Genomic DNA, 26627 nt, shown 5'->3' with positions numbered 1-26627 from the left:
ACCCGGAAGCCTACACATCAGAAGCTGCCGGAAAATGAATTTTTCCGACCTTCCATAGAAACTGGCCCGGCTTTTGCTTGTCAAGGCGAACGATGGCAAAAGGCCCCTATCGAAGCATTATCTCACGCAAAATCGGAGAAAAAAGCCCGGCGGGGCGGCAAAAATCACGTCAGGAAACAAATTTCACGCTCAGAGCGTGAAACCTTCGCCGAGGTAGAGCCGGCGCACATCGGGGTTCGCCACCACCTCGTCGGCACGGCCATGAGTCAGCACCTGGCCGGCATGGATGATGTAGGCGCGGTCGATGAGGCCGAGCGTTTCGCGCACATTGTGGTCGGTAATCAGCACGCCGATGCCGCGCGCCGTTAGATGACGAACCAGCTGCTGGATGTCGGCGACGGCAATCGGGTCGATGCCGGCGAACGGCTCGTCGAGCAGCATGTAGGCCGGGCGCGTCGCCAAAGCTCGGGCGATCTCAAGACGCCGCCGCTCGCCACCCGACAGCGACATGGACGGCGACTTCCGTAGATGGCTGATGTGAAATTCCTCGAGCAGTTCGTCGAGATTGCGCTCGCGCACCTTGCGGTCCTTCTCAACCACTTCGAGCACGGCGCGGATGTTCTGCTCGACATTCAGGCCGCGGAAGATCGAGGCTTCCTGCGGCAAATAGCCGATGCCGAGGCGGGCGCGGCGGTACATCGGCATCGAGGTGACGTCGAAACCGTCGATCTCGATCGTGCCCTCATCGACCGGCACCAAGCCGGTGACCATGTAGAAACAGGTGGTCTTGCCGGCGCCGTTCGGCCCGAGCAGCCCGACAGCCTCGCCGGCGCGCACGCCGATGGTGACACCGCTGACCACCTTGCGGCCCTTGTAGCTCTTGGTCAGACCCTTGGCGATCAGGGTGCCCTTGAACTTCGAGGAATCAACGGTGACTGTGGCCGGTGCTGCAAGTTTACTGGCCGCCCGTCCCGGAAGGCGGGTCAGCAGCGAAGATACGCCAGTCATTCGGGCTTCGGGGCCTCGGATTTCGGTGGCGGCGTCATCGACATGATGACGCGCCCGCCGCAGCCATCGACCTGAGCAAGGCCGCTTTTCATCTGCACGGTGAGCTTGCAGCCCTTGAGGACGTTGGGTCCTTGGGACAAGACGACCTCCTTGCCCGACAGAACAAGCACCTGCGTCTTCATGTCGAACGTGGCGTTGTCGCCGGTGGCGATCTGGTCATTCGACTTGATGTAGACTTTGTTCTTGACCACCAGATGGTCGATATTGGCCGAACCGGTCATCGCCGAAGCGCCGGCGGCAGCACCTTTGGCGGCGTTGGGGTCCTTGACGTAGTAGACCTCCATGCTGCCGGCCTTGAGCAGCGTTGGCCCTTGCGTGACGGTGACGTTGCCGCTGAACAGCGCCATGCTGTCGGCCTGGCGGACCTCAAGTTTGTCGCTCTCGATCTGGATCGGCTGGTCGCCCGACAGTTTGAGCCCGGATTGGCTGCTGGCGCTGGACTGAGCCCAGGACGGCGCCATACCCAGCAACAGCAAGGCCGAAGCTGCGGCGACAAGCCGTGCCGAATTACTGGGACGCATTCGATTCTCCGCTCTTTGCCTCTGCCGCCTTCATAGTGGCCGGATCGATGTGGACGCTTACTTTATTTTCAAAAACGACAACCTTGCCATTCTCCTCGACCGACATCGAACCCGCGGTGATCCGCGAGCCGTTACGGCTGACATCGACCGCATCCCCTGTCTTCATAGAGCCTTTGCCCATATCGAGGAAGACCGATTTGAAGATGGCAGCGACGCCGTCGGTGGTGGTGACGGTAACGTCGCTGGTCATGTCCATCGTGTTGGCGTTTCTGTTGTAGATGCCGCGCTTGGCGTCGACGGTCGCCACATTGTCGGCCGTCAGCGGCAATTTGGCATGGATGCCTTCGAGTTCGATGATGTCCTGCTTGCCGACATCCTGGATGGCGCGCAAGGCCGTCAGCGAATAGGGCAGCTTGTCCTTGGTGAAGCCGTTGAGCTTCGGATTGGCCATCACCAGCTTGCCATCCGCGAAAGCGGTGCCGTCTGCCTGTATCGAAATGTTGATCGGCGCCGCCAGATAGGAATAGACCGGAAACGCAACCGCGATCCCGGCGGCAAGCACCGGCACGGCGAACTTAAGCACGCGCACGCGGCGCGAGTGGCGCTGGGCGCGGTCGAAGGCGTCGCCGCGCGTGCCCGCTGGCGCCGTGGGCGCCAAGGCCGCATCGGCATTGGTCGGTTCGTTCGATCGCGCAAGCATGACTGACTTCTAATAAACCCTTGTCCGCCAAAACACCTGCTATAGGTGGGTTGCCGGCCCCCGCAAGCAAGCACAAGCGGAGGAAAACCGCAAAAATGTGACGGCCGCTGTTTTACAGACGGAACTCAGGCGACACAATTTCGTCACTTCATAGCAGAAACGAACGCGCCGCGTCATTTTTTCCTGAAATGCCTCCGTCGTGATGGTCGCTTCGTCGCACGCTCTTGAGGAAGAGGTAGCCGGGCGCGGACGCTTGCTTTAAAAGCATCGCTTCCCACCGACTGTGAGGCAGACCATGGCACTGAGAGCCGACGACCTGATCGACCGCCGCCGCTTGCGGCGCAAGCTGACCTTCTGGCGCGGCGCCGCCATTGCCATCGTGGCCCTTGGGGTGATTGCGCTTGCAAGCTGGTTCTATGGGGGCGACCTCGGCGGTTCTTCCGTCGACCACATCGCCAAGGTCAGGATCGAAGGCACCATCACCGAGGACGAGGAACTGATCAAGCGGCTGGAAACCATCCGCACATCCTCGCAGGTCAAGGGCGTCATCCTGGCGATCGATTCGCCCGGCGGCACCACGGTCGGCGGCGAATCGATCTACGAGGAGGTGCGCAAGCTTGCCGCCGACAAGCCGGTGGTGGCCGAGGTCGGCACGCTGGCCGCATCGGCCGGCTACATGATCGCCAGTGCCAGCGACCATATCGTTGCCCGCAAGACGTCGATCGTCGGCTCGATCGGTGTGCTCATCCAGTATCCCGATGTCAGCGGTCTGATGGACAAGGTCGGCATAAAGCTCGAGGAAGTGAAATCCTCGCCGCTGAAGGCATCGCCCTCGCCCTTCAAGCCGACCAATGAAGACGAGCGAGCCATGGTCCGCAAGCTCATCCTCGACAGCTATGACTGGTTCGTCGGCATCGTCGCCGAGCGCCGCAAAATGACCCGCGATCAGGCACTGGCCCTTGCCGACGGCTCGATCTTCACCGGCCGCCAGGGCCTTGCCAACGGTCTGATCGACGCTGTCGGCGGCGAGAGCGTGGCGATCGACTGGCTGGCGACCAAGGGTGTCGACGCCAAGCTCAAGGTGGTGGAATGGAAGGACACCGAGCGGCGTGGCGGCTTCCTGTTCTCGAAAGCAATAGCGCGCAGCGTCGGCAGCGCGCTCGGCCTGTCGGAGGCCGGCAGCGACGTGCTTCACGAAATTGGCGCGGATCGCTTGTTTCTTGACGGTCTCGTTTCCGTCTGGCACCCTTGATCTGCCGGTTGGGGCGAGTAAAAAAGCAAATAAAATCATCCTGATATTTGACCGCAGCGCTTTCACGGGGACCTTTCTGATGATCAAATCCGAGCTTGTGCAGATCATTGCCACGCGCAACCCGCATCTTTTCCTGCGCGACGTCGAAAACATCGTGGGAGCGATCTTCGACGAGATCACCGATGCCCTGGCGGAAGGCAACCGGGTCGAATTGCGCGGCTTCGGCGCTTTTTCGGTGAAAAATCGCCCTGCTCGCACCGGCCGCAACCCGCGCACCGGCGAATCCGTCGAGGTCGAGGAGAAGTGGGTGCCGTTCTTCAAGACCGGCAAGGAATTGCGTGAAAGGCTGAATGGCGGCAAGTAGGCGCGGACCAACGCGCCGGCTTATCAAGGCCTGCCTTCTCCAGGGAATTTCTATGTTGAACCGCTTCATACTTATCGTGGTCTTCGTGCCGCTCGCCGTCATCCTGATTGCGCTGGCCGTCGCCAACCGCGAGCTGGTCGCCTTCACGCTCGACCCGTTCAACCCCGGCAATCCGAAATTGACGCTGACCTTGCCGCTGTTCATCTTCCTGTTCGTGGCGCTCGCCATCGGCATGGTCGTCGGCAGCCTGGCGACCTGGGTCAAGCAGGGCCGCTACCGCAAGCTGGCGCGCCAGCGCGGCGTCGAGGCCGAGAATTTGCGCCAGGCGGTCAGCCGGGTACCCGCCGCACCGCAAGGCTCGGGCCAGGGTCCGGCGCTGCCGAAGCCAACGGCCTGAAGCCGAAGCTTTTATCTTCGCGGAGTTTTGCATGCTGACCATTTCGGCCGACGCTGTCGACCAGGCGCTGACCTTTCCCGGGCTGGTCGAGACATTGCGCGCGGCCTTCCGCGAGGGTGCTGTGCAACCCGTCCGCCATCATCACGGGGTCGAGCGGCCCGACGGTGCCACATCCACGCTGCTTTTGATGCCGGCGTGGACCGACTTCCATGCGGCCGGCACGTCGGTCGGGGGTCATATCGGCGTCAAGATCGTCACCGTATCGCCCGACAACAACGCCATCGGCAAACCGGCGGTAATGGGGCTCTACCTCCTGCTCAACGGCGCCACCGGCGAGCCCGAAGCGCTGATCGACGGCCAACGGCTGACACAGTGGCGCACCGCTTGCGCCTCGGCGCTGGCCGCCTCCTATCTCGCCCGCGAGGACGCATCGCGGCTTCTGGTGGTCGGCGCCGGCGCGCTGTCGCCGTTCCTCGCCAAGGCGCACTCCGCGGTGCGGCCGATCAAGACCATCCGCATCTGGAACCGCACGCCCGCCAATGCCGAAAAGGTCGCGGCCGATTTGCGCGCGGACGGTTTCAACGCCGAGGCCGCAAGCGATCTCGACGCCGAACTCGCCGAGGCCGACATCGTCTCATCGGCGACGATCACGACGACGCCGCTGGTCAAGGGTGCGCTGCTCAAGCCGGGCGCGCATGCCGATCTGGTCGGCGGCTTCACGCCGACCATGCGCGAGAGCGACGACGACGCGATCGCGCGCGCCCGCGTCTATGTCGACACCCGCGCCGGCGCCACCAAGGAAGCCGGCGACATCGTCCAGCCGCTCGCCTCCGGCGTGCTGAAGCCGGAAGCCATCGTCGCCGATCTGCATGAGCTGGCGCGCGGGGAAAAACAGGGCCGGCAGAGCCCCACTGAGGTCACGCTGTTCAAGTCGGTCGGCGCCGCGCTTGAGGACCTTGCCGCCGGCATTGCCGTCTACAACGCGCTCAAGCAGTAGCCTCGGCGCCGGTGCTGCGATCGAACTTCCTGATCGCTTCCGCGCTGACCGGGGTGAAGAAGTTCACCAGATTGCCATCGGGATCGCGCAGCAGCAGCGACCGGTTACCCCATGGCATCGTCGTCGGCGTCTGTACGAAATCGCCGATGATTTTCGCCAGCCTGCCGTACTCAGCATCAACATCGGCGACGCGAAACTCGATGATCGCTGAGCGGTTGGCGGCCGGCTGCGCCACATCAGTTCCGAACAGGGCCAGCGTGCGGGTGCTGCCGATCGCCAGTGTGCAGGACGGCGTTGCCAGTTCGGCGAAATCGTCTGTGAACCAGGTTGCGGTAAGCCCGGTGATCGTCTCGTAGAATGCCACCAAGGGCTTGATCTGGTCGGTAATGATGCGGATCGAGACGAAGTCCATCTTATTCTCCTGGGGCAAGCGCGACGCTATCTGAAGACAATCGCTTGTCGCACAAGGCTGCTGACAACTTGGTGTCAGCAGCCTTGTCACGGTGCCTTGCCGATCCGGCGGCTGGATGCTTCAGCCTGCCTTCATGGCAGCGCCCATCGCCTCGGCGATCAGCGCGAAATCATGCGCGGTAATTTCGAACAGGCCAAAGCGCAGTTGATAACCCCAGTTCGATTTGCCCGCGGTGAAGTCGAACTGCTCGAGCAGCGGCTTGATCGGCGCCTCCTCGGCCTTGGCCCATTCGACATCCCTGCGGAATGGCGTGAAGCCACCGCCCATGTCGCCCTGGTAAGGCTCGCCTTCTCGCACGGTGCCGATTGCCGTGAAGGCCTGCAGGCCGTCCTTCTCGCGCAGAATTGTGGTCGGCGAGTAGTAGATGATGCCGTCGCCGGGCTTGATGCGGCGCAAAGGTGCCGCCTTGCCGTGGTTGACCTGCATGAAGCCGGCCTCGCGGCCGCGCCGGACATGTTCGGCGGAAGCGACCGCGATCCAGTGTGCACTCATTGCTGTTCCCCATTGGCCTGTTCTCCATCGTTCAGCCAGTAGACGCGCAGCCGGTGCTTGTCGGGATCGAGCGCAACGAAGGTGCGGCCGAAGTCCATGTCGGTCGGCGTCTGCAGGATGGTCAAGCCGCGTCCTGCCCAGTCCGTGTAGGCGGCGTCCACCGCATCAGGCCGGTCCAACGCGAAGACGAGCTCCGCACCGCCGCCCGCCGCTGCGGCCGCCGGCTCCACGGTGTGGCGCGACCACAGGCCGAGCTTGAACCCATTGTCGAGCACGAACAGCACGAAGGTCGGCGACGTCTCCACCGGCTGGCGTCCCAGCAGCGCACCGTAGAAGGCGCCGCTCCGCTCCGGGCTGTCGACATAAAGGATGACGAAATTGGGGGTGTTCATGTCTGCTCTCCAGGTTTCGATTGGAGGAGCATAGGTGACCCCACTGTCAGATTCTGGCAGCAGCGTCTTGTGGGCGCGTGGAAAGGAGCATTAAGCGCCAGGCTGGCGCTCCGGTGCGTCCAGCGTCGCGCGCCATTCCTTCAGCAGCGCCTGCCGACGACGCGGATAGCGGATATCTGTGGTGTTGAGCCCCGACATCCGGTCGGCGCGAAAATGTCTGAAATCCTGCCGCGTCTCGCACCAGGCCACCACCACCCGCACCTTGTCGAAAAAGCCGAGCGCGAATGGCCAGATCAAGCGCTCGGAGGCGGCGCCGCCGGCGTCGCGGTAAAGAAAGCCGAGTTTTCTCTCGTTGCGGATCGCCTGGCGCACCAGGCCAAGGTCGATGCTTTCGACAGCATCGCCGTGCGGCCCGACCAAAAGCGCGGTCGCATCGAGGTCCTCACGCAGATCGTCCGGCAGCACAGCGGCAATCTTGGCCAGCGCGTCGGTGGCGGCGGCCGACAGCCGCTTGTCCGGTTGTCTGGCAACCCAACGCGATCCCAGAACGATGGCCTCGATCTCCTCGTCGGTGAACATCAGTGGCGGCAGCATGAAGCCGGGTTTCAGCACATAGCCCAGCCCAGCCTCGCCCTCGATCGGCGCGCCTTGCCCCTGCAGCGTGGCAATGTCGCGGTAGAGCGTTCGGATCGAAACGTCCATCTCGCCGGCAAGCGTGCGACCGCTCACCGGCCGGCGATGCCGGCGCAGGATCTGGATCAAGTCGAGCAGGCGTTCGGAACGGGACATGATTCCAGATTTGCCTGTTTCCTCAGCGAGGTCCACCACCTCAGACATTCGCACGCTGGACCATTTTGTTTGCGCAGCCGGTGACCCTATGTCAAAAGCGGCCTGCCGCCTCCGGAGACGCTCCTGCTTGAAGTCCTTTCGCGACAAACGCCGCGACAACCGTCCGCCCGCAAAGGGCAGGACCGAACAGGCGCGGCCGCAGCCGGAGACCGTACCAGTCCGACCCGAAGCCAGACAGCCACGCCACGAAACAAAACCGGACGACCGGTCTGATCCGAAGCCCGCCCCCCGTATCCTGGCGCGTCGCGAAGGCATCCTGCCCACTGAGCGCCTGCCGGTGATCCTCGAAGTGGCGCCCAATCAGGATTATGCACTGCTCGACAGCGGCGCCGGCGAGAAGCTCGAACAATACGGCCCCTACCGCATCGTGCGGCCCGAGGGACAGGCGATCTGGCAAAAGGCCTTGCCCGCCAGGGACTGGGACCGCGCCGACGCCATCTTCACCGGCGACACCGACGAGGAAGGCATCGGCCGCTGGCGGTTCCCGAAGGTACCGCTGGGCGAGACCTGGCCGATGAAGCATGACGGCATCGACTATCTCGGCCGCTTCACCTCGTTTCGCCATGTCGGCGTCTTCCCCGAGCAGGCTTCGCACTGGGACCATATGGCCAGCCTGATCGCGGCGGCCAACCGCCCGGTCAAGGTGCTGAACCTGTTCGGCTATACCGGGCTCGCGTCTCTCGTAGCCGCCCGCGCCGGTGCCGAGGTCACCCATGTCGATGCCTCCAAGAAGGCGGTCGGCTGGGCGCGCGAAAACCAGGAAATGGCCGGTCTCGGCAGCAAGCCGATCCGCTGGATCGTCGACGATGCTGTGAAATTCGCCGAGCGCGAAGAGCGCCGCGGCAGCCGCTACGACATCATCCTGTTCGACCCGCCCGCCTATGGCCGCGGCCCCAAGGGCGAGGTCTGGCAGTTGTTCGAGGACCTGCCCGGCCTGACCGACCTTTGCCGCGCGATCCTGACGCCGAAACCGGTCGCCATAGTGCTGACCGCCTATTCCATCCGCGCCTCCTTCTTCGCCATCCATGCCTTGATGCGCGACACCTTTGCCGGCATGGGCGGCACGGTTGAATCAGGCGAACTGATCATCCGCGAGCAGTCCGCCGGGCGGGCGCTGTCGACATCGCTGTTTTCGCGCTGGGTGGCCTGAATGCCCCGGAGACCTGAATGCCCGGGAGTCCCGAATGAATGAGCGGCACGCAGGTGCGCCCGGGCAGGTCAAGGAAGTCACCAGCCTTGCCAATCCGCTGATCAAGGACATCAAGGCGCTCGCCCAGAAGAAATTCCGCGACCAGCAGAACGCCTTCATGGCCGAAGGGCTGAAGCTGGTCATCGACGCCCTCGACCTCGGCTGGTCGATCAGGACGCTGGTTTTCGCCAAGGCCGGACGCGGCAATGCGGCGGTCGAAAAGGTGGCGGCGCGCACGGTCGCAGCCGGCGGCACCGTGCTGGAAGTGTCCGAAAAAGTGCTGGTCGCCATCACCCGCCGCGACAATCCGCAAATGGTGGTCGGCGTCTTCCGGCAAAAACTGCTGCCGCTAAGAGACATCCGCGCTCACGACGGCGACGTCTGGGTGGCGCTCGACCGGGTGCGCGATCCCGGCAATCTCGGCACCGTCATCCGCACCGTCGATGCCGTCGGCGCCAAGGGCGTCATCCTGGTCGGCGAGACTACCGATCCTTTTTCTGTCGAGACCGTGCGCGCCACCATGGGCTCGATCTTCGCCGTGCCGGTGACCAAGGCGACGCCGGAAGCATTTCTGGCTTGGCGAAACAGCTTCTCGGGCCTGGTGGTCGGCACCCATCTGAAGGGTGCGGTCGACTACCGCTCGGTCGATTTCTCCCGAGGACCGGTGCTCTTGATGATGGGCAATGAGCAGCAGGGCCTGCCCGACTATCTGGCGGAAAGCTGCGACCGGCTGCTGCGGATTCCGCAGGCCGGCCGCGCCGATTCACTCAATTTGGCGGTCGCCACCGGAATCATGCTGTTCGAGATCCGGCGCGGCGCGCTGAAACTTGCCCCCGAGGACGCCACATCGTGAAATCATGGTCTCCCTATGCGCTGCTGGTGGTGGTGGCAATCGCGCTCGACCAGTGGATAAAGCATCTGATCGAGACCGGCCTCGGCTTCCAGGAAAAGCTCGACATGGTGCCATTCCTGGCGCTGTTTCGCACCTACAATACCGGCATCGCCTTCTCGATGTTCTCGTCCTTCGGCGACACCGGCCTGGTCGTCATCGCGGTCGTGGTCGTTGCCTTTGTGCTTTACCTCGCAACGCGCACCCCCGCCGGCCATGTGCTGGCCCGCATCGGCTTTGCATTGATCATCGGCGGTGCGATCGGCAATCTGATCGACCGCGCCGTCTACGGCCACGTCATCGACTATATATTGTTCCACACGCCGGTATGGTCCTTCGCCGTCTTCAACCTCGCCGATGCCTTCATTTCGGTCGGCGCGGCGCTGGTCGTCTTCGACGAGTTCATAGGCTGGCGGCGCGAGGCCAAGCCGCAAGGCCCAGAAGCCTGACGGCCCGACTCTTTTGACCAATTGACCTCGCCGGGCGGTCGCCGCACAGTTCGGCCAGAGCCAGCCAATGCCGACCGCCAGCCTTTGCGAAGCCGAGGAGAAGAGATGCCTGAAACCTTCAAAGCCATCCTCGTTTCGCGCGACGCCGAAAAGAAACAGTCGGTGGAGGTCGTCGATTTCGGCGAAGCCGATCTGATGGAAGGCGACGTAACCGTCGCGGTCGAGGCGACGACGGTCAACTACAAGGACGGGCTGGCCATCACTGGGAAAGCGCCAGTGATCCGCCGCTGGCCGCTGGTGCCGGGCATCGATTTCGCCGGAACCGTCCTCTCCTCATCGCATGCCGACTGGCGCAAGGGCGACAAGGTCATCCTCAATGGCTGGGGCGTCGGCGAGACGCATTTCGGCGCCTATGCCGGGCGCGCCCGCGTCAACGGCGACTGGCTGGTGCCGTTGCCCGACGGCATCAGCGCGCACGATGCGATGGCGGTCGGCACCGCCGGCTATACGGCCATGCTCAGCGTCATGGCGCTGGAGCGGCACGGCATCCTGCCGGATCGCGGTCCGGTGGTGGTGACGGGTGCAGCCGGCGGCGTTGGGTCGGTCGCGGTCTCGATCCTGTCCAGCCTTGGCTATCACGTCATCGCCTCGACCGGCCGCAACGCCGAAGGCTCCTATCTGATCGACCTCGGTGCCGCCGAAGTGATTTCGCGCGAGGAACTCTCCCAGCCGGCCAAGCCGCTGGCCAAGGAGCGCTGGGCCGGCGGCATCGATGCCGTCGGCAGCCACACGCTGGCCAATGTGCTGTCGATGACCGCCTATGGCGGCGCGGTCGCCGCCTGCGGCCTGGCGGGTGGCATGGATCTGCCGTCGAGCGTCGCCCCGTTCATCCTGCGCGGCGTCTCGCTGCTCGGCATCGATTCGGTGATGGCGCCCAAGGCCGTGCGCCTCGAAGCCTGGCGCCGCATCGGCAGCGATCTCGATCTGCAAAAGCTCGCCGGCCTGTCGACGACCATCGGCTTCGACGACATCATCGCCGCCGCCCACGACATCGTCGAGGGCAAGATCAGGGGGCGCATGGTCGTGGATATGTGAGGCCCCGAAGCCGCCAGAACGGGCGGCAAAAATGCATGACCGCTAAAATTCGAACGATCCGCCGCGCTTTTCCATAATCTCTATCTGGCAAGGATTTCCGCATGATCGCGGAGTCCGCCAGGAAAGAGAAGAGCCGCGCCGAAAGCATCGACGGGCCGAACCCGGCGACGCCCAAGCGGCAGCATGTTGCTGCGCCGCCGCTGGCGCCGGATTTTCCGCGCGCCACGCACGAGGGCCTGCTGTTCCTGACGGTCGTCGCCAGCGTCGTGCTGGCGGGCCTGTCTCACCTCACCGGCGCGCCGATCTTCATCACGTTCGGTCTGCTGGCGACCGGCCTTGCCGGCGTCGCCATGCACCTGCGCAGCCGGCGCACCGTCCGCCGCGCGGCGGCCTTGCTCGACGAAACCGCGGCCCGTAGCCGCGCCGAGATCGAGACGCTGGCCGACCGCATGTGGGAGATGCAGGAGAGCGAGGAGCGTTTTCGCGGGCTGATCGATGCGCTCGGCGATCTCGTCGTCCACCGCGACCGCGACGGCCACATCGTCTATGCGAACATGGTTTTCGCCGGCCTCGTCGGAACCGATCAGCGCGACCTTGCCGGCAGGACTCTGGCCGACCTCGGCATCGATGTCGGTATCGTTCCCGACGCCGCCTTTTCCGATCATGAATGCCTGAGTTCCACCGACGTCTCCATACGTACCCCGAACGGTCCGCGCTGGTTCTCGTGGATCGAACTGTCGGTGCGCGACAAGGATAGCGGCGCCGTCTCGCACCGGGCGATTGCCCGTGACATCACCGCCCGCAAGCGCGCCGAATCCTCGTTGATCACCGCGCGTGAGCGCGCCGAATATGCCAGCCAGGCCAAGTCGCGCTTCCTCGCCACCGTCAGCCATGAGATCCGCACGCCGATGAACGGCATCATGGGCATGGCCAAGCTTCTGGCTGACACCAATCTGTCGCCCGAGCAGCGCACCTATGTCGGCGCTGTCTCGACCTCGGCCAGCGCCCTTTTGGCGCTCATCGAGGATTTGCTCGACTATTCCAAGATAGAGGCCGGCCGTTTCGACCCGGAGCCGCAGCCGACATCGCTGCGCGAAATCGCCGACAACATCATCGAACTGATGGCGGCCAAAGCCTTCGCCAAGAACATCGGCCTCGGCTGTCATGTCGAGCCCGACGTGCCACAGATGATCATGGCCGATCCGGGAAGAGTCAGGCAGGTGCTGCTCAACCTGATCGGCAATGCGATCAAGTTCACCGACACCGGCGGCGTGCTGGTTTCGGTTGCACGGGCCCGCACCGAGACCAGCGACCGCATCTGCTTCACCGTCGCCGACACCGGCCCTGGCCTGCGCGAAGACGACATGGAGCGCATCTTCGAGGAATTCGAACAGTCCGACGGCACCTCGACCCGCACCCATGGCGGCGCCGGCCTCGGTCTTGCTATCTCAAGGCGGCTGGTGACCGCCATGGGCGGTGCCATTTCGGTGTCGAGCCGGCTTGGCGAGGGATCGGAATTCGTCTTCGAGATCCCGGCCGCAGGAGCAACCGAAGCACCGCAGAACCGGCAGAACATCCTCGCCGGCCGGCGCGCCGTGATCGTGTCGAAGAACGCCGTCGAGGCGGACGCCATCGCCCGCACCATCCGCGCCCATGGCGGCGCCGTCGACGTCGCCGCAACCGCTTCCCAGGCGACGCCCTTCGCCGAACATTGCGATGTGCTGTTGATCGACGCGGCCCTGGAGGACGGCGACGGCAGACTGCTCAAGCGCCTGCGCCAGAGTGGCTTTGCCGATTGCGAGGCGATCACGCTGATCGCGCCGACCGACCGCGGCATGCTTGGCGAATTCCGCACCAGCGGCTACGCCACCTTCTTGGCGAGGCCGGTGCGCGGCGAAACCCTGCTGCGCGTGCTGCTGACCAGTCATGCCCCTGCCTTGCCGCCGCCCAAGCCGGAAAAGACCGGCGCGTCCTCGCTTCGTGCCCATGGCGGGCGCCAGCAAGGTTTGTCGGTGCTGATCGCCGAAGACAACGACATCAACGCCATGCTTGCCCGCGCCACGCTTTTGAAGGCGGGACATCGCGTGAAAGTGGTCGGCAATGGCAAGGCCGCGGTCGAGGCGGTGACCGAAGCCGGGCTGAAAAATCGCTTCGATGTGGTGCTGATGGATTTGCACATGCCGGTCATGGACGGGCTGGACGCGATCGCCGCCATCCGCCGCCACGAGGAGGAAATGGCTGTGCCGCCGGTTCCGATCATGGTGCTTTCGGCCGACAGCCAGGAAAAGACCCGCCACACCGTGCTCGCCCATGGCGCCAGCGGCTTTGTCACCAAGCCGCTCGATCCCGACGCGCTGGTCCATGCCGTCGAGGGCCAGGTGGCCGCCTGAATTCATGTCGCTCAAAAGTGGCCCCGGTTTTGAGAAGACGACATGCAAAACAAAGACTTGAAGCGCGTCGCGTGAATCGTCCTAGCGCGACGCGCTTCAAGGCGACGCTGGCGCAATCCTCGCGTCACGTAGGTAGCCGAATGAGGGTTTTCGCCAGCCGACGAAGTATTGCCCGTCGCGCCGTATCACGGTACTGTCACAATCCTGTTGCACCTACACCGTATCCCCGTGCCAAGAGGGATGGCTCGAAGGAGAATCACTCGTGCATACAGTTATGCCGGAATGTGACACTCGGCCCAGCGCAGGCGGCGCTTTGCTCGCCGCGCGGAACGCCGATGCCGTCGCAACAGGCGCACCGCTGGGCCGTATCGGCAATCTCGAAGTGCGGCTTGCCCGCAATGAGGCCGAGATCGCCGCCGCGCAGGAAGTGCGCTACCGGGTGTTTTATGACGAGCTTGGCGCCAGGAAGGACCTGTTCCAGGCGCAGGACCGGCGCGACGCCGACCGCTTCGACCCGCTGTGCGACCATCTGCTGGTGCTTGACACCTCGATCTCCGGCCCCGAGCATCGCCGCATCGTCGGCACTTACCGCCTGCTGCGGCAAGAGATTGCGGCGACTGCCGGCGGCTTCTATTCCGAAGGCGAGTTCGAACTGACCAAGCTGATCGCCCGCCATCCTGGCCAGCGCTTCCTTGAGCTCGGCCGCTCCTGCGTGCTGCCGGAATACCGCTCGAAGCGCACCATCGAGGCGCTGTGGCAAGGCATCTGGGCCTACATCAACCACTATGAGATCGGCGTGATGACCGGTTGTGCCTCGTTCCCTGGCACGGTGCCGGCTGCGCATGCCGAGGCGCTCACCTACCTTGCCCATCACTGCCGGACCAACTCCGCCTGGGATGTGCGGGCGGTCTCCGGGCGCTATTGCTCGATGGACCTTATGCCGATCGAGGCGGTCAACGCCAAGGCGGCGATTGCGGCCATGCCGCCGTTGGTCAAGGGCTATCTGCGCGTCGGCGCCCGCATCGGCGACGGCTGCGTCATCGACCGTGAGTTCTCCACCGTCGATGTGTTCGTGGTGATGCCGGTCAAGGAAATCGGCGCCCGCTACGTCAACTATTATGGCGGGGAAGCGCAGCGCTTTGCGGCGTGAGGCAGTAGGCAGTAGGCAGTAGGCAGTAGGCAGTAGTGAAGGCTGCCGCGAATTGCTGACTACCGACTATTCCCTATTCCCTATTCCCTATTCCCTATTCCCTATTCCCTATTCCCTAATCCCTCTCCCTACGGAATATCCTCCGGTCGCCGTCCCGGGCGGCTCTTGTAGGACGGAAAGGTCCAGCCGAATTTCAGCGCGCCGCCGCGCACCAGGAAAGCCGCGACGAAGCCGGCGATATCCGAGGCGAGCGGCGGCAGGCCGGCAAGATCGCCAAGTGTGTAGAGGCCGGCGCCCGCGAGTGCGGCGGTGACGTAGATTTCGGGCCTGAGCAGCACCGATGGCTCGCCGGCCAGCAGATCGCGCAGGATGCCGCCAAATGTGGCGGTCAACACGCCCATAACAACGGAGACGACCGGCGAGCCGGTGATGGCCAGCCCCTTGGCCGCGCCCATTACGGAAAAGGCCGCCAATCCGATGGCGTCGAGCCAGAGCAGCCATTTCCAGCGGGATTCGACGCGGTGGGCGATGAAGAAGACCAGCACCGCAACCGCCGCGCAAACCAGCACATAGCCGGAGTTGGCGACCCAAAAGACGGGCAGGTTGAGGATGACGTCGCGAAGCGTGCCGCCGCCAATGCCGGTGACGCTGGCCAGAAACAGGAAGCCGATAATGTCGAGCTGCTTGCGCGAAGCCGCCAACGCCCCGGTCGCGGCAAAGACGGCGACGCCAGCATAGTCGAGGAGGTCGATGGGTGTCAGGGACATGAGGTAGTAGGGATTGGGAATTAGGGAAAGAATGAATAACACGAAGCCGCGCGATTGATACGCCTGCCTATTCCCTATTCCCTATTCCCTATTCCCTATTCCCTACTGCCTATTCCTACTCACGCATCCTTCTCGGCCTGCTCGTTCACCGGCCCCGGCTCGACCGGCGCTTCGGTGGCCGCGATCTTGGGGCCGCCCTTGGCGACCCCGACCATGGCCGGCCGCAGCACGCGCTCGCCGATCGAATAGCCCGGCTGCACGACCTGGACGACGGTGTTGGCCGGCACATCGGGATTGGGCACTTCGAACATCGCCTGGTGGAAATTCGGGTCGAACTTCTCACCTTCCGGTTCGAGCTTCTTCACCCCATGCCGTTCCAGCGTCGACAGCATGGCGCGCTCGGTGATCTCGACGCCGTCGATCAGCGCCTTGAAGCCGGCATCTCCGGCCGCTTTCGCCTCGGCGGGGATAGCATCGAGTGCGCGGCGCAGATTGTCCGATACCGACAGCATGTCGCGGGCGAAATTGGCCACCGCATAGGCGCGCGCATCATGCACGTCGCGGGCGGTGCGGCGGCGCAGATTCTCCATCTCGGCCGCGACCCGCAGCGCGCGGTCCTTCAGCTCCTCGTTTTCCTTCAGCAGCCGCACCAGCGCTTCATAGTCGCCGTCGATGCCGCCTTGCGTGCGCTCGGCCTCGGCCGTTTCGATATCCTCGGGCGCGCGTTCGTCTTTTGTCTGGTCGCTCATCGCCATTTCCCGTCATTCGAATGGTTTGGATTTGCGCCCGATATCGAGGTTTGGCGGCCAAAAATCAAGGGGCAAGCCCAGGAGGACGCCCAACAGCAGGCAATGTTGCGGGCTGCCCGTCGGACTTGGTGCGGGACGCAAAGACGTTCAAAATTAATTCAAACTTTACCGTAACGGCAGCCTTTGCTTGCCAATACCCCGCTATGGGGAACCATTCAAAGCTTGGAGGAGTTTTGAAACCGACACAGGATTTGAGACAATGGACCGCAATACTGGCAACAGAAGCGAAGAGCTCGCCGCCGACATCAGGCGCCAGTTCGGCACCGAGGCGACGACGCGCTTCTTGCGCACCTTGCCGGCCTTCCGCACCGAGGCCGACATTCCCGCCCGTTTCCGGGATCTGCTCGACCGGCTGGACGGCATAGAAGCCAGCATGGCCGGCGGCCAACGCCGTCAATAGCGATGCTATCGCGCGACAATTACGCGCAGTAATTTTGCGTGAGCTTTTCCTTGCGGCAGCGGGACGCCCCGCCTATGCTTCCTGATGAACATGATTTCCCCCGAGACGGCCGCCAACAGCAAGCGCGCCTGGTTGAAGATCCTGGCGCGCTACAAGAAGCCCGACCGGCGACGCAGCACTCTTGAACTCGCCATCACCCTTATTCCTTTCGTTACGCTGTGGGCGCTGTCTTCGGCAGCCTATTCCTATGGCCACTGGTGGGGCTTGATCCTGATCCTTCCCGCCGCCGGTTTTCTGGTGCGGATCTTCATGATCCAGCACGATTGCGGCCACGGCTCCTTCTTCGCCAACCGCACTGCCGACGACTGGATCGGCCGCGCGCTCGGCGTGCTGACGCTGACCCCTTACGATTGCTGGCGGCGCGCGCACGCCACCCATCACGCCAGCGCCGGCAATCTTGACGAGCGCGGCATGGGCGATATCAGGACGTTGACGGTTGCTGAATACCGGCAGCTGTCTTGGCGGGGACGCCTTGCCTATCGTCTCTACCGCCATCCCCTGGTGATGTTCGGCCTTGGCCCGATCTGGCTGTTCATCTTCGAGCAGAGGCTGCCGGTCGGCATGATGCGCGGCGGCCTGACGCCCTGGGTGTCGTCGATGACCACCAATCTCGGCATCGCGGTCGCGGCAGCGCTGCTTATCTGGCTGGTCGGCCCCGGCGCTTTCCTGATCGTCCATTTGCCGATCGTGATCCTGGCCGGATCGGCCGGAATCTGGCTGTTCTACGTCCAGCACCAGTTCGAGGAGACGGAATGGGCGAAGGACGAAGAGTGGGAATTCCAGCGTGCCGCCCTGCACGGCTCGTCCTATTATGATTTGCCGCCGGTGCTGAACTGGTTCACCGGCAATATCGGCGTCCATCACGTGCACCATCTCTCGGCCAAGGTGCCGGGCTACCGGCTGCAGGAAGTGCTGCGCGACTATCCCGAACTGCGCGGCATCGGCCGCGTCACGCTCCTCGACAGCCTGCGCTGCGTCAAGCTTGCGTTGTGGGACGAGAACCGCCGCAAGCTGGTCTCGTTTCGCGAAGCGCGGGCCTTGGCCTAAAAGCAATTCCAGCAAAGTGTGAGGCGGTTTTCCGGGCTTTCGCTTGGGAATTCCGTAAGACAAAGAAAAAAACCGCCGCACCGAAGGCGCGGCGGCATCTCCCAAAAACCGGCTCAGGCAGCCTTGCGCTCCTCGCGCATCCAGACCTTGCAGCCCTGATCATGTCAGGCGCCTTTTCGGCGATCATGATGGACGGTGCATTGGTGTTGCCGCCGATGAGCGCCGATTCCTCCCTCGCGCCCGGCGGATATTTCCGTCCGGACAGCCAGGAGAAGGCCCGATCACAGTCTGTAAAGACAGGCGGAATTACCGTCGCGTCAGCTGTTGCGAACGCGCCGCCAGGAGTATTTCGGCCCCTTCGGCTCCGACGCTTCGGTCGGCTGATAGTAAAGGCCCAGCCCGCCTGTGCGGCCTTCTTCGAGGCGCTTCAGCAGAACCGGGTTGGAGATCTCGAACTCGTCGAAGCCGAGGCGCAGCATATGCGGCAGCTGGTCGACGAGCACCTGGCCCGTGGCGCGGACCGCGCCCTCGAAATCGTAGCGGCTGCGCAGCAATTCGCCCTTGGAAAACGAGCGGCCGTCGCTGAAGGCAGGAAAGGCCAGCGCCACCAGCGACAGCTGGTCGAGCAGATCCACGATCTTTTCCAGCTGGTCGCCCGGCAGCAATGCGACGCCCAGCCGCTCCTTGGCCGAGCGCCGCACCTCGGCATCGAGGCCGAGAAATGCCTGCAACGGCAGGATGAAGCGGCCATTGCCCGCCAGTGCATCCGCACTTTCGGCATGTGTCCACTCGTCTTCGCGAAAACCCGTCCGGGTCCAGAGGCGGGTCTCCGCTGTGGTCTGTTCAGTCATAGAAAATTCCTAAAGCCCTAAAAATCGAAAGTCCGCGAAAGCCGGTCCACACGAAACCGGCGGCCTCCGAGCGGAAGCCGCCGTTGCAGGCCAGCCTCACCTGAATATCACCATAGCTTAAAGGGATGCGTCGGTCAGCGACACTTCCAGTCCCGACAGATGGATGCCGCACTCGGTTTTGGCATGACCGGCCCAGCGGCCGCTGCGCGCATCCTCTCCCGGCTGCACCGGCTGCGTGCACGGGAAGCAGCCGATCGACAGATAGCCGTACGCAACCAGCGGATTTTCGCGCAGCGCATGCGCGCGCATGTAGTCGGCCTGGTCGGATGTCGTCCAGTGCGCCAGCGGATTGACGCGTACGCGCGGGCCGACCGCCTCGAACACCGGCAGCGCGGCTCGCGTCGCCGCCTGGAAGCGCTTCCGGCCGGTCAGCCAGGCGCGGAAGGGGGCGACGCCGCGCGCCAGCGGCTCGACCTTGCGCACGTCGCAGCAGGCATCGGTATTGCTCTGGTGCAGATTGCCGGTCGGATCGACCCGCTCGAGCGCCGCGTCTTCGGGCTTGATCACCCTGATGTTGGTCAGCCCGAAATCGGCGACCAGCGCATCGCGATAGCCCAGCGTCTCTTCGAAATGCTTGCCGGTGTCCAGGAAGATGACCGGCAGCGTGCGGTCGACCTTGGCGATCATATGCAGCAGGACGGCGGAATCCGCGCCGAAGGACGACACGGCGGCGATCTCGTCATGAAACAATTCGCTCGCCGCGCGTTCGATGATGTCGAGCGGGCTCAGATGTCCATACAGCGCGTCGAAGCCCGCCGCTTTGGCGGCGATGCTGTCGTCGACGTCGACGATGCGGTCAAGCGGCCTTGGTTTCGCCAGCATAGAGCGCCTCCTTGAACGGCGCGGGACCGACACGGCGGTAGGCGTCGATAAAACGTTCACTGGGACCGAGCCGAAGGCCGAGATAGGTGTCGACGATCTGCTCGATGGCGTCGGTGATCTCTTCCGAAGAGAAGCCGCGGCCGATGATTTCGCCAACCGAGGTGTTCTCGTCGGCCGATCCGCCAAGCGTCACCTGGTAGAGCTCGGAGCCCTTCTTCTCGACGCCGAGGATACCGATATGGCCGACATGGTGGTGGCCGCAGGCATTGATGCAGCCGGAAATCTTGAGCTTCAATTCGCCGATCTCACGCTGCCGCTCGAGCGAGGCGAAGCGAAGCGAAATCTCCTGCGCGATCGGGATCGAGCGCGCCGTCGCCAGCGCGCAATAGTCGAGGCCAGGGCACGCGATAATATCGCTGATCAGGTTGGAATTGGCCGTCGCCAGACCAATATCGACCAGCGCATCATAGACAGCCTTGAGATCGGCGCGCGCCACATGCGGCAGGATCAGGTTCTGCTCATGGCTGACGCGCAGTTCGTCGAACGCGTATTTCTCGGCGATGTCGGCGACCGCTTCCATCTGGCTGTCGGTGGCATCGCCCGGCACCTCGCCGATGCCTTTCAGCGAGATCGTCACCGCGGCATAGTCGGGATGGCGATGCGTCACGACATTCTGGTCGAGCCAATCCGAGAAGCTTTTGGAATCGAGCCGCGCCAGCTTGATCGCCGCGTCGCCTTCCGGCCGGGCGGTCAGTGCCGGCGGCGCGAAATAGGCGTCGATGGCACGGATGTCGGCTTCCGGCAGCTTCAGCTCGGCGTCCTTCAGCTCCTGCCATTCGGCCTCGACCTGGCGGGTGATTTCCTCGACGCCGGTCTCGTGGACGAGGATCTTGATGCGCGCCTTGTACTTGTTGTCGCGGCGGCCATAGAGGTTGTACACGCGCAGGATCGCGGTGCAGTAGGACAGCAGGTCGGCTTCCGGCAGGAAGTCGCGGATCTTGCGCGCCACCATCGGCGTGCGGCCCTGGCCGCCACCGACATAGACGGCAAAGCCGAGCTCGCCGGTGGCGTCCTTCTTCAGATGCAGACCGATATCATGCGTCTGGATGGCGGCGCGGTCGCGCTCGGCCCCGGTCACCGCGATCTTGAACTTGCGCGGCAGGAACGAGAATTCCGGATGCACAGACGACCATTGCCGCAGGATCTCGGCATAGGGGCGCGGATCAGCGACCTCGTCGGCGGCGGCGCCGGCAAAATGATCGGCGGTGACGTTGCGGATGCAATTGCCGCTGGTCTGGATGGCATGCATCTCGACGCTGGCGAGATCGGCCAGGATCGCCGGAATGTCGGACAGCGCCGGCCAGTTGAACTGGATGTTCTGGCGCGTGGTGAAATGGCCGTAGCCCTTGTCGTATTTGCGCGCGATGTGGCCGAGCATGCGCAACTGGGCGCTGTTCAGCGTGCCATAGGGCACCGCGATGCGCAGCATGTAGGCGTGCAGCTGCAGGTAGACGCCGTTCATCAGCCGCAGCGGCCGGAACTGATCCTCGGTGATCTCGCCGGACAGCCGGCGTTCGACCTGGTCGCTGAACTCGGCGACGCGGGCCTGGACAAAATCGTGGTCGAACTCATCGTAGCGGTACATGTTTCGTCTTTCAGGGCGCGTCCGCCCGTATTTTGTTAAGCTGCCCGCGCAGCCTGCTTGCCCAGATCTTCCCGGATGGTCGGGCCGGCGGCGCGGATCTTTTCGCGCAAGCGTACCGGCACGACGATGCCATTGACGACTTCAGCGTCGATCAGATTGACGTCGACAACCTGATTGTTGGCGTTGGCCTTGGCGCCGATTGCTTCCAGCCTGTCCTCTGCCGCTTGGTCATGGGCAAGGTCGGCATGGTCGACCGTCTCGGCCCAACCGCCATCGGCGTACCAGACGGCGATGCCGTCGGAGAGGCGGTTTGCGGTCAGTATCTTCATGGCTCGACCTCTGCGTCGGCCGCGTTGGCGGCGCCCTCATAGTTATGTGCCGCAAGCGGCTCGGAACGTTCAAAGTTGGCGCCGGCAACCGCGTCGCCGATGATGGTCATCACAGGACCGGCCAGGTCGGCGCGCTCTTCCAGCGACGGCAAATCGGCCAGCGTGCCGTGGAAACGGCGGCGGTTCTGCAAGCTGGCATTCTCGACCACGGCAACCGCCGTGTCCGGCGACAGGCCGGCCTCGATCAGCCGTCCGGCGACTTCGGCGGCGACCGAGCGGCCCATATAGACGGCGACGGTGGCGCCGGAAATGGCGAGCTTGGCCCAATCCGGCAGCGAATTGCCCTTCAGATCATGGCCGGTGGTGAACACCATCGACGAGGAGACGCCGCGCAGCGTCAGCGGCAGCTCGAAATCGGCGGCGGCGGCAAAGGCGGCGGTGACCCCGGGAACTACATCATAGGCGATGCCGGCATCGCGCAGTGCGGCCATCTCCTCGCCGGCGCGGCCGAACACCAGCGGGTCGCCCGACTTCAGCCGCACGACGCGCTTGCCCTGCCTGCCGAGATCGACCAGCAGCGCATTGATCTCGGCCTGGCTCTTGGTGTGGCATCCCTTGCGTTTTCCGACCGGCAGCCGCTCGGCGTCGCGGCGGCCCATGGCGACGATCGCCTCCGGCACCAGCGCGTCATAGACGATGACGTCGGCTTCCATCAAAAGCCGATGCGCGCGCAGCGTCAGAAGATCCTCAGCACCTGGCCCGGCGCCAACCAACGCGATATGGCCCGAAGCCGGAGCCTTCGACAGCAACAGATCGGCGGCGGCGTCATGCGCCTGCGAAAGCTCGCCGGCTTCGACGGCGCGCGCCGGTGCACCCTGGAAAAAACTGCTCCAGAACTGGCGGCGGGCGTTGCCTTTCGGCAGCAGCTTTTCGGCGGCACCCCGGAACGAGGCGGCAAGCGCTGCCAGCGGCCCGAGCGACGGCGACAGCATGCGGTCGATGCGGCTGCGCAGCATCTGCGCCAGCACCGGACCCGCGCCTTCCGTGCCGATGGCGATGGCGACCGGGGCGCGGTTGACCAGCGCCGGGGTGAAGAAATCGCATAGCTCCGGCCGGTCGACGGCATTGACCGGAATGCCAAGGCGGCGCGCATCGTGGGCGACGCGGCGGTCGAGCGTCTCGTCGCCGCTGGCGGCAAACACCAGGACCGCGCCTTCGAGATGCGCGGCGTCGTAGGGGGCGTCGATACGGATGGCGCCGGTCGTGGCGATGAAGCTCAGCAATTCGGCGTCGGCAACATCGGCAATGATGCGAAGCACAGCGCTTGACTGATCAAGCAGCCGCGCCTTGGCCAACGCTTCGCCTCCGCCGCCGACGATGGCCACGGCTTCGCCTTCGACCCGCATGAAGACCGGGAACGCGGTGAGCTTGGGATTGGCGTGCGGCATGACGAACAGATTCCGGAACAATTCGGCAGTTTTAGGCGCGGACGCGAAAAAGCTGAAGGAACCCACTCGCGCATCCCCTGACGGGAGGCAATCGGTTTTCCGCAAGCCAAACGGCCAAGAGAAAAATATTCCACATCCGCATATCAGGCGGATTCAAGCTGCTGCCGCAGGCTTTGTTCTGCGGCTCTTTTATCCGGGAGCCGGCCAAGCTGCAAAATTATTTTTTCTAAATTCTACCAATCTAGTAGATTAAAGCCGTCACCTCGGACATTGCTCCGATAGACGATAGATCGGGCTCGATATGGCTGCGTGCGATCTCGGCGAACGAAGTGGAACGTTCCCGCTTCGCCACGCGTTCTGCCCCTGCCGTAACAGACAATCGTCGGCTGGATTTGAACCTTCAAACAGGAGCCCGCAAATGAGCAAGATCAACCTGAAACATGGCCTTCTGGTCATGGTGGCCGATGGCGAGAAAGCGCTGTTCCTGAAGAACGAGGGCGACAATCTCTATCCGAACCTGCAGCTCTTCCAGGAGATGAAACAGGACAATCCGGCAACGCGCGAACAAGGCAGCGACAGTCCCGGCCGCTACAATGACGGCCCCTCCGTGCATCGCAGCGCGGTTGAGGAAACCGACTGGCACCGGCAGGGCAAGGAACGCTTTGCCGAAGAGATCGCGGACCGGCTCTACAAGCTCGCCCATCACGGCATCTTCGACGACATCGTGCTGGTCGCGCCGCCGCTGGTGCTCGGCACCATGCGCAAGAAATTGCACAAGGAAGTCACCGACAAGGTGCAGGCGGAGATCCCAAAGACACTGACCAACCGCCCGCTGATCGACATCGAGGCCATGCTGCAGCAGGCAGCCTGACGCTATCTCATAGATCATTCGCGCGCGCAGCGTTTTCGCTGCGCGCGCCTTTCGTTTTTCGGCGCCTCTGGCCACCAATTTACGTCTCGCGGGTTGCGTCGCCCGCACCCCCTCCACCATATTGCAAAGGCGGCGGCTGCGGGCGGCGCACACCCGACATTTCCCGAAAGGCGCTCCATAGACAATGCCGCATGACACGCCCCTTATCGCCACCATCGTCGCCGGTCTGGGGCTGGCATTCATCTTCGGGGCGCTCGCCAACCGTTTTCGCATCCCGCCGCTGGTCGGCTATCTCGTCGCCGGCGTGCTGGTTGGACCGAACACGCCGGGTTTCGTCGCCGATGCCGGTCTTGCCAATGAGCTGGCCGAAATCGGCGTCATCCTGCTTATGTTCGGCGTCGGCCTGCATTTCTCGCTGAAGGATCTTCTCTCCGTCCGCGCCATCGCCGTACCCGGCGCCATCGTCCAGATCGGCTTTGCCACCGCGCTGGGCGCCGGCCTTGCCTGGATGCTCGGCTGGTCGATGGGGGCAGGCCTCGTCTTCGGCCTGGCGCTTTCCGTCGCGTCCACAGTGGTGCTGTTGCGCGCGTTGCAGGAGCGACGGCTGATCGAGACCGAGCGCGGCCGCATCGCCGTCGGCTGGCTGATCGTCGAGGACCTCGCCATGGTGCTGGCGCTGGTGCTTTTGCCGGCGTTGGCCGGCGTGCTCGGCGGCCAGCCGCAGGTCGATGACCATGCGAGCCTTTTGTCGCTGCCGGCCAGCTTCGGCATCTGGGGCGTCGTCGGCCTCACGCTGGCCAAGGTCGTCGCCTTCGTCATCGTCATGCTGGTGGTTGGCCGCCGCGTCATTCCGTGGATCCTGCATTACGTCGCCCATACCGGCTCGCGCGAACTGTTCCGGCTGGCGGTGCTGGCGATCGCGCTCGGCGTCGCCTTCGGCGCCGCCAAACTGTTCGGCGTCTCGCTGGCGCTCGGTGCCTTCTTCGCCGGCATGATCATGAGCGAATCCGAGCTCAGCCACCGCGCGGCGGAGGAATCACTGCCGCTGCGCGACGCCTTCTCGGTGCTGTTCTTCGTCTCGGTCGGCATGCTGTTCGATCCGTTCAGCCTGATGAGCAATGGCTGGCCGATCCTGGCGACGCTGGCCATCATCGTCATCGGCAAGTCGCTGGCCGCCTTCGTCATCGTCATCGCCTTCCGCTATCCGCTGGGAACCGCCTTGATGATCTCGGCCAGCCTCGCGCAGATCGGGGAGTTTTCCTTCATCCTGGCCGAGCTCGGCGTCGGGCTGAAACTGTTGCCGCAACAGGGACGCGACCTGATTCTTGCCGGCGCCATCCTGTCGATCCTGGTCAATCCGCTGATGTTCCTTGCCCTCGACTGGATGAAGCCGTGGCTGGACGCGCGCGCCGCCAAGGCAGCACCACCGGAAGAGGCCAAGCCGGTCGGCCCGGCGACGCAGCCCGGACAAGTGGCCTCGGTGGCCGCCGCGGCAAAAGAGAATGGCCCACCGCCACGCACAACGCTTTCGGGCCACACCATCCTGATCGGCTACGGCCGCGTCGGCAGCCTGGTCGGTGCCGCGCTGAAACAAGCATCGCTACCGTTCCTGGTCATCGAGGACGCCGACAAGACGCTGGCGAGGCTCAGAGACGACGGCGTCGAAATCGTCTCCGGCAATGCGGCCAATGGGGGCGTGTTTGCCGCCGCCAATCCGCAGGGGGCCAAACGCTTGATCCTTGCCATCCCCAACGCGTTCGAGGCCGGGCAGATCGTGCTCAGGGCACGCGCCGCGAATCCCGGCATCAACGTCATAGCGAGGGCCCATTCCGATGCCGAGGTCGAGCATCTCAAAGGCCTCGGCGCCGACACCGTCATCATGGGCGAACGCGAGATCGCCCGCGGCATCGTGCAAGAAGTGCTGGAGAAAAAGCGGATGCCGCGCCCCGAAGCCATTGAGCCCTCCCCGGCCTGAGGCTTGCCACAGGCGCATCGATCATCCAACGAAGGCGGAGCCGCCATTGTGCGCGACGCTGGCGAGATACTTTGCCGGCGGCTTGCCGAGCGCTTTCTTGAACATGGTGATGAAGGCGGTGACGGAGGCGTAGCCGAGATCGCCCGAAACCTGCTGGACACTCGCACCGGAGGCCAGCTCCCTTATGGCGACGATCAGGTGCAATTGCTGGCGCCAGCGGCCGAAGCTCAGTCCGGTCTCCTTCACCACAAGACGGGCGAGACTGCTTTCTGAGAGCGCGACGCGGTTGGCCCACTCGGCAAGCGTGCTGCGATCGGCAGGGTCTTGCGCCAACGCTTCGGCGATCCGCCGCAAGTGCGGCTCGGCGGAGATCGGCAGATGCAGCTGCTGGACCGGCATGCGCGGCAGTTCGGAGAGCAGGATCGTGGTCAGCAGCACGTCCCTCGCCTCATCCTCCTCCACGCGATCGGCCAGCTCGATGATCAGTTCGCGCAACAATGGCGAGATCGACAGCGTGCAGCACCGGTCCGGCAGATCGGCGGCTCCCGGCTCGATATAGACGAAGAAGATCCGCGCATTGGCGGTCGCGATGTTGCTGTGTTCCATACTGCCAGGAATCCACACACCGCAATGCGGCGGCACCATCCACAGGCCGCTCGGGACGCGGCAAGTGACGCCACCGCCGAGCGCGAAGACGAGCTGGCCCTTGCGGTGCCAATGGGCGGCGACTTCCGCTTTGGTTTCGGTGACATCGACGCGCACGGCAATCGCAGGTGCCTGCACATCATCGACATCGAAATTGACCCAGGGGTAGCGGAGCGGCTGCCTCATGATTGATGGCTTTTAGCGACTATTCGCCGTGATAGCTAAATTCTTT

At 64.0% G+C, this 26627-nt stretch carries 30 protein-coding genes; 15 read left to right on the top strand and 15 right to left on the bottom strand.

What is annotated here, in order from left to right; all coding sequences use genetic code 11:
* Positions 1-189 precede the first annotated feature (189 nt).
* The 3 genes from lptB to lptC are packed head-to-tail and all read right to left on the bottom strand — an operon-like array spanning position 190 to position 2289.
* Complete coding sequence (lptB, locus tag NLY43_RS23440; protein ID WP_023669746.1) at positions 190-1008, bottom strand: LPS export ABC transporter ATP-binding protein; 819 nt, start codon at positions 1006-1008, stop codon at positions 190-192.
* Entirely contained in the window at positions 1005-1589 is a 585-nt protein-coding gene (locus NLY43_RS23435; RefSeq protein WP_023683069.1) for an LptA/OstA family protein, read from the bottom strand. Before NLY43_RS23435 ends, lptB begins: the two co-directional genes overlap by 4 nt.
* Positions 1576-2289, bottom strand: coding sequence for an LPS export ABC transporter periplasmic protein LptC (gene lptC, locus NLY43_RS23430; protein WP_023712338.1), 714 nt, complete (start codon positions 2287-2289; stop codon positions 1576-1578). Before lptC ends, NLY43_RS23435 begins: the two co-directional genes overlap by 14 nt.
* A 295-nt stretch (positions 2290-2584) precedes the next feature.
* On the opposite strand from lptC, the gene sppA reads away from it, so the two are divergent.
* The 4 genes from sppA (at position 2585) to lhpI (ending at position 5299) form a co-directional block, all read left to right on the top strand.
* Positions 2585-3541 (top strand): signal peptide peptidase SppA, encoded by a 957-nt coding sequence (gene sppA / locus NLY43_RS23425; protein ID WP_023698204.1) that lies wholly within the window; start codon positions 2585-2587, stop codon positions 3539-3541.
* A gap of 79 nt (positions 3542-3620) precedes the next feature.
* Positions 3621-3905 carry an integration host factor subunit beta gene (locus NLY43_RS23420; protein ID WP_006200394.1) on the top strand — a complete coding sequence of 95 codons (285 nt, stop codon included), beginning with the start codon at positions 3621-3623 and terminating at the stop codon, positions 3903-3905.
* A 52-nt stretch (positions 3906-3957) separates the two neighbouring features.
* Positions 3958-4302: a lipopolysaccharide assembly protein LapA domain-containing protein gene (locus tag NLY43_RS23415; RefSeq protein ID WP_023698203.1), complete on the top strand. Its 345-nt coding sequence runs from the start codon at positions 3958-3960 to the stop codon at positions 4300-4302.
* Between the two features lie 31 nt (positions 4303-4333).
* The gene (gene lhpI / locus NLY43_RS23410) at positions 4334-5299 is read left to right on the top strand and encodes a bifunctional Delta(1)-pyrroline-2-carboxylate/Delta(1)-piperideine-2-carboxylate reductase (protein WP_023712337.1); all 966 of its coding nucleotides are present in this window, start codon (positions 4334-4336) and stop codon (positions 5297-5299) included.
* On the opposite strand, the gene NLY43_RS23405 is transcribed toward lhpI, so the two are convergent.
* The 4 genes from NLY43_RS23405 to NLY43_RS23390 form a co-directional block, all read right to left on the bottom strand.
* Positions 5289-5711, bottom strand: coding sequence for a VOC family protein (locus NLY43_RS23405; RefSeq protein ID WP_023712336.1), 423 nt, complete (start codon positions 5709-5711; stop codon positions 5289-5291). The two genes, lhpI and NLY43_RS23405, sit on opposite strands and share 11 nt — an antisense overlap.
* 120 nt (positions 5712-5831) lie before the next feature.
* The gene (locus tag NLY43_RS23400) at positions 5832-6263 is read right to left on the bottom strand and encodes an EVE domain-containing protein (protein ID WP_023712335.1); all 432 of its coding nucleotides are present in this window, start codon (positions 6261-6263) and stop codon (positions 5832-5834) included.
* The gene (locus NLY43_RS23395; RefSeq protein ID WP_023712334.1) at positions 6260-6655 is read right to left on the bottom strand and encodes a VOC family protein; all 396 of its coding nucleotides are present in this window, start codon (positions 6653-6655) and stop codon (positions 6260-6262) included. Before NLY43_RS23395 ends, NLY43_RS23400 begins: the two co-directional genes overlap by 4 nt.
* A 90-nt stretch (positions 6656-6745) precedes the next feature.
* Positions 6746-7444 (bottom strand): helix-turn-helix transcriptional regulator, encoded by a 699-nt coding sequence (locus NLY43_RS23390; protein ID WP_023686574.1) that lies wholly within the window; start codon positions 7442-7444, stop codon positions 6746-6748.
* 127 nt (positions 7445-7571) lie between these two features.
* On the opposite strand from NLY43_RS23390, the gene NLY43_RS23385 reads away from it, so the two are divergent.
* The 6 genes from NLY43_RS23385 (at position 7572) to olsB (ending at position 14666) form a co-directional block, all read left to right on the top strand.
* Positions 7572-8654 (top strand): RsmD family RNA methyltransferase, encoded by a 1083-nt coding sequence (locus NLY43_RS23385; protein WP_023712333.1) that lies wholly within the window; start codon positions 7572-7574, stop codon positions 8652-8654.
* Positions 8655-8688: 34 nt separating this feature from the next.
* The gene (locus NLY43_RS23380; RefSeq protein WP_023669759.1) at positions 8689-9546 is read left to right on the top strand and encodes a TrmH family RNA methyltransferase; all 858 of its coding nucleotides are present in this window, start codon (positions 8689-8691) and stop codon (positions 9544-9546) included.
* Positions 9543-10031 carry a signal peptidase II gene (lspA, locus tag NLY43_RS23375; RefSeq protein ID WP_023712332.1) on the top strand — a complete coding sequence of 163 codons (489 nt, stop codon included), beginning with the start codon at positions 9543-9545 and terminating at the stop codon, positions 10029-10031. Before NLY43_RS23380 ends, lspA begins: the two co-directional genes overlap by 4 nt.
* A 105-nt stretch (positions 10032-10136) precedes the next feature.
* The gene (gene acuI / locus NLY43_RS23370) at positions 10137-11126 is read left to right on the top strand and encodes an acrylyl-CoA reductase (NADPH) (RefSeq protein ID WP_023712331.1); all 990 of its coding nucleotides are present in this window, start codon (positions 10137-10139) and stop codon (positions 11124-11126) included.
* Positions 11127-11227: 101 nt separating this feature from the next.
* Complete coding sequence (locus NLY43_RS23365) at positions 11228-13516, top strand: response regulator (protein WP_023712330.1); 2289 nt, start codon at positions 11228-11230, stop codon at positions 13514-13516.
* A 274-nt stretch (positions 13517-13790) separates the two neighbouring features.
* On the top strand, positions 13791-14666 hold the full coding sequence (gene olsB / locus NLY43_RS23360; protein ID WP_023683057.1) for a l-ornithine N(alpha)-acyltransferase: 876 nt from the start codon (positions 13791-13793) through the stop codon (positions 14664-14666).
* Between the two features lie 128 nt (positions 14667-14794).
* Here the strand turns inward: olsB and NLY43_RS23355 are convergent, their stop codons facing one another.
* The gene (locus tag NLY43_RS23355) at positions 14795-15427 is read right to left on the bottom strand and encodes a trimeric intracellular cation channel family protein (protein WP_023683056.1); all 633 of its coding nucleotides are present in this window, start codon (positions 15425-15427) and stop codon (positions 14795-14797) included.
* 125 nt (positions 15428-15552) lie between these two features.
* The gene (gene grpE / locus NLY43_RS23350; RefSeq protein ID WP_023691975.1) at positions 15553-16182 is read right to left on the bottom strand and encodes a nucleotide exchange factor GrpE; all 630 of its coding nucleotides are present in this window, start codon (positions 16180-16182) and stop codon (positions 15553-15555) included.
* A gap of 259 nt (positions 16183-16441) precedes the next feature.
* On the opposite strand from grpE, the gene NLY43_RS23345 reads away from it, so the two are divergent.
* Both NLY43_RS23345 and NLY43_RS23340 read left to right on the top strand, forming a co-directional pair.
* Positions 16442-16642 (top strand): hypothetical protein, encoded by a 201-nt coding sequence (locus tag NLY43_RS23345; RefSeq protein WP_023669766.1) that lies wholly within the window; start codon positions 16442-16444, stop codon positions 16640-16642.
* Between the two features lie 84 nt (positions 16643-16726).
* Entirely contained in the window at positions 16727-17749 is a 1023-nt protein-coding gene (locus NLY43_RS23340; RefSeq protein ID WP_023669767.1) for a fatty acid desaturase, read from the top strand.
* Between the two features lie 317 nt (positions 17750-18066).
* On the opposite strand, the gene NLY43_RS23335 is transcribed toward NLY43_RS23340, so the two are convergent.
* From NLY43_RS23335 to cysG, 5 genes are all read right to left on the bottom strand, one after another.
* Entirely contained in the window at positions 18067-18600 is a 534-nt protein-coding gene (locus tag NLY43_RS23335) for a DUF934 domain-containing protein (RefSeq protein WP_023669768.1), read from the bottom strand.
* 117 nt (positions 18601-18717) lie between these two features.
* Positions 18718-19482, bottom strand: coding sequence for a phosphoadenylyl-sulfate reductase (locus NLY43_RS23330; RefSeq protein ID WP_023698193.1), 765 nt, complete (start codon positions 19480-19482; stop codon positions 18718-18720).
* A complete protein-coding gene (locus tag NLY43_RS23325) occupies positions 19457-21127 on the bottom strand; it encodes a nitrite/sulfite reductase (protein ID WP_023704212.1) in 1671 nt (556 codons plus the stop codon). The genes NLY43_RS23330 and NLY43_RS23325 overlap by 26 nt, the downstream gene beginning before the upstream one ends.
* 35 nt (positions 21128-21162) lie before the next feature.
* Positions 21163-21456 (bottom strand): DUF2849 domain-containing protein, encoded by a 294-nt coding sequence (locus NLY43_RS23320; RefSeq protein WP_023691980.1) that lies wholly within the window; start codon positions 21454-21456, stop codon positions 21163-21165.
* Positions 21453-22904: a siroheme synthase CysG gene (gene cysG / locus NLY43_RS23315; protein ID WP_023713439.1), complete on the bottom strand. Its 1452-nt coding sequence runs from the start codon at positions 22902-22904 to the stop codon at positions 21453-21455. Before cysG ends, NLY43_RS23320 begins: the two co-directional genes overlap by 4 nt.
* Here cysG and NLY43_RS23310 point away from each other — a divergent pair.
* The 3 genes from NLY43_RS23310 to NLY43_RS23300 all read left to right on the top strand — a co-directional run bounded on the left by NLY43_RS23310 (position 22903) and on the right by NLY43_RS23300 (position 25750).
* The gene (locus NLY43_RS23310; RefSeq protein WP_155929519.1) at positions 22903-23157 is read left to right on the top strand and encodes a hypothetical protein; all 255 of its coding nucleotides are present in this window, start codon (positions 22903-22905) and stop codon (positions 23155-23157) included. The genes cysG and NLY43_RS23310 overlap by 2 nt on opposite strands.
* A gap of 165 nt (positions 23158-23322) precedes the next feature.
* The gene (locus NLY43_RS23305; protein ID WP_023700117.1) at positions 23323-23775 is read left to right on the top strand and encodes a baeRF12 domain-containing protein; all 453 of its coding nucleotides are present in this window, start codon (positions 23323-23325) and stop codon (positions 23773-23775) included.
* Between the two features lie 184 nt (positions 23776-23959).
* Complete coding sequence (locus tag NLY43_RS23300; protein WP_023700118.1) at positions 23960-25750, top strand: cation:proton antiporter domain-containing protein; 1791 nt, start codon at positions 23960-23962, stop codon at positions 25748-25750.
* 21 nt (positions 25751-25771) lie between these two features.
* Here the strand turns inward: NLY43_RS23300 and NLY43_RS23295 are convergent, their stop codons facing one another.
* On the bottom strand, positions 25772-26581 hold the full coding sequence (locus NLY43_RS23295; RefSeq protein ID WP_023712328.1) for an AraC family transcriptional regulator: 810 nt from the start codon (positions 26579-26581) through the stop codon (positions 25772-25774).
* Positions 26582-26627: the final 46 nt, after the last annotated feature.

Source organism: Mesorhizobium sp. C416B, from assembly GCF_030323165.1.
Lineage (GTDB): Bacteria > Pseudomonadota > Alphaproteobacteria > Rhizobiales > Rhizobiaceae > Mesorhizobium.
The sequence above is the reverse complement of the archived record's forward strand: the minus strand, read 5'-3'. Positions and strand labels throughout refer to the sequence as shown.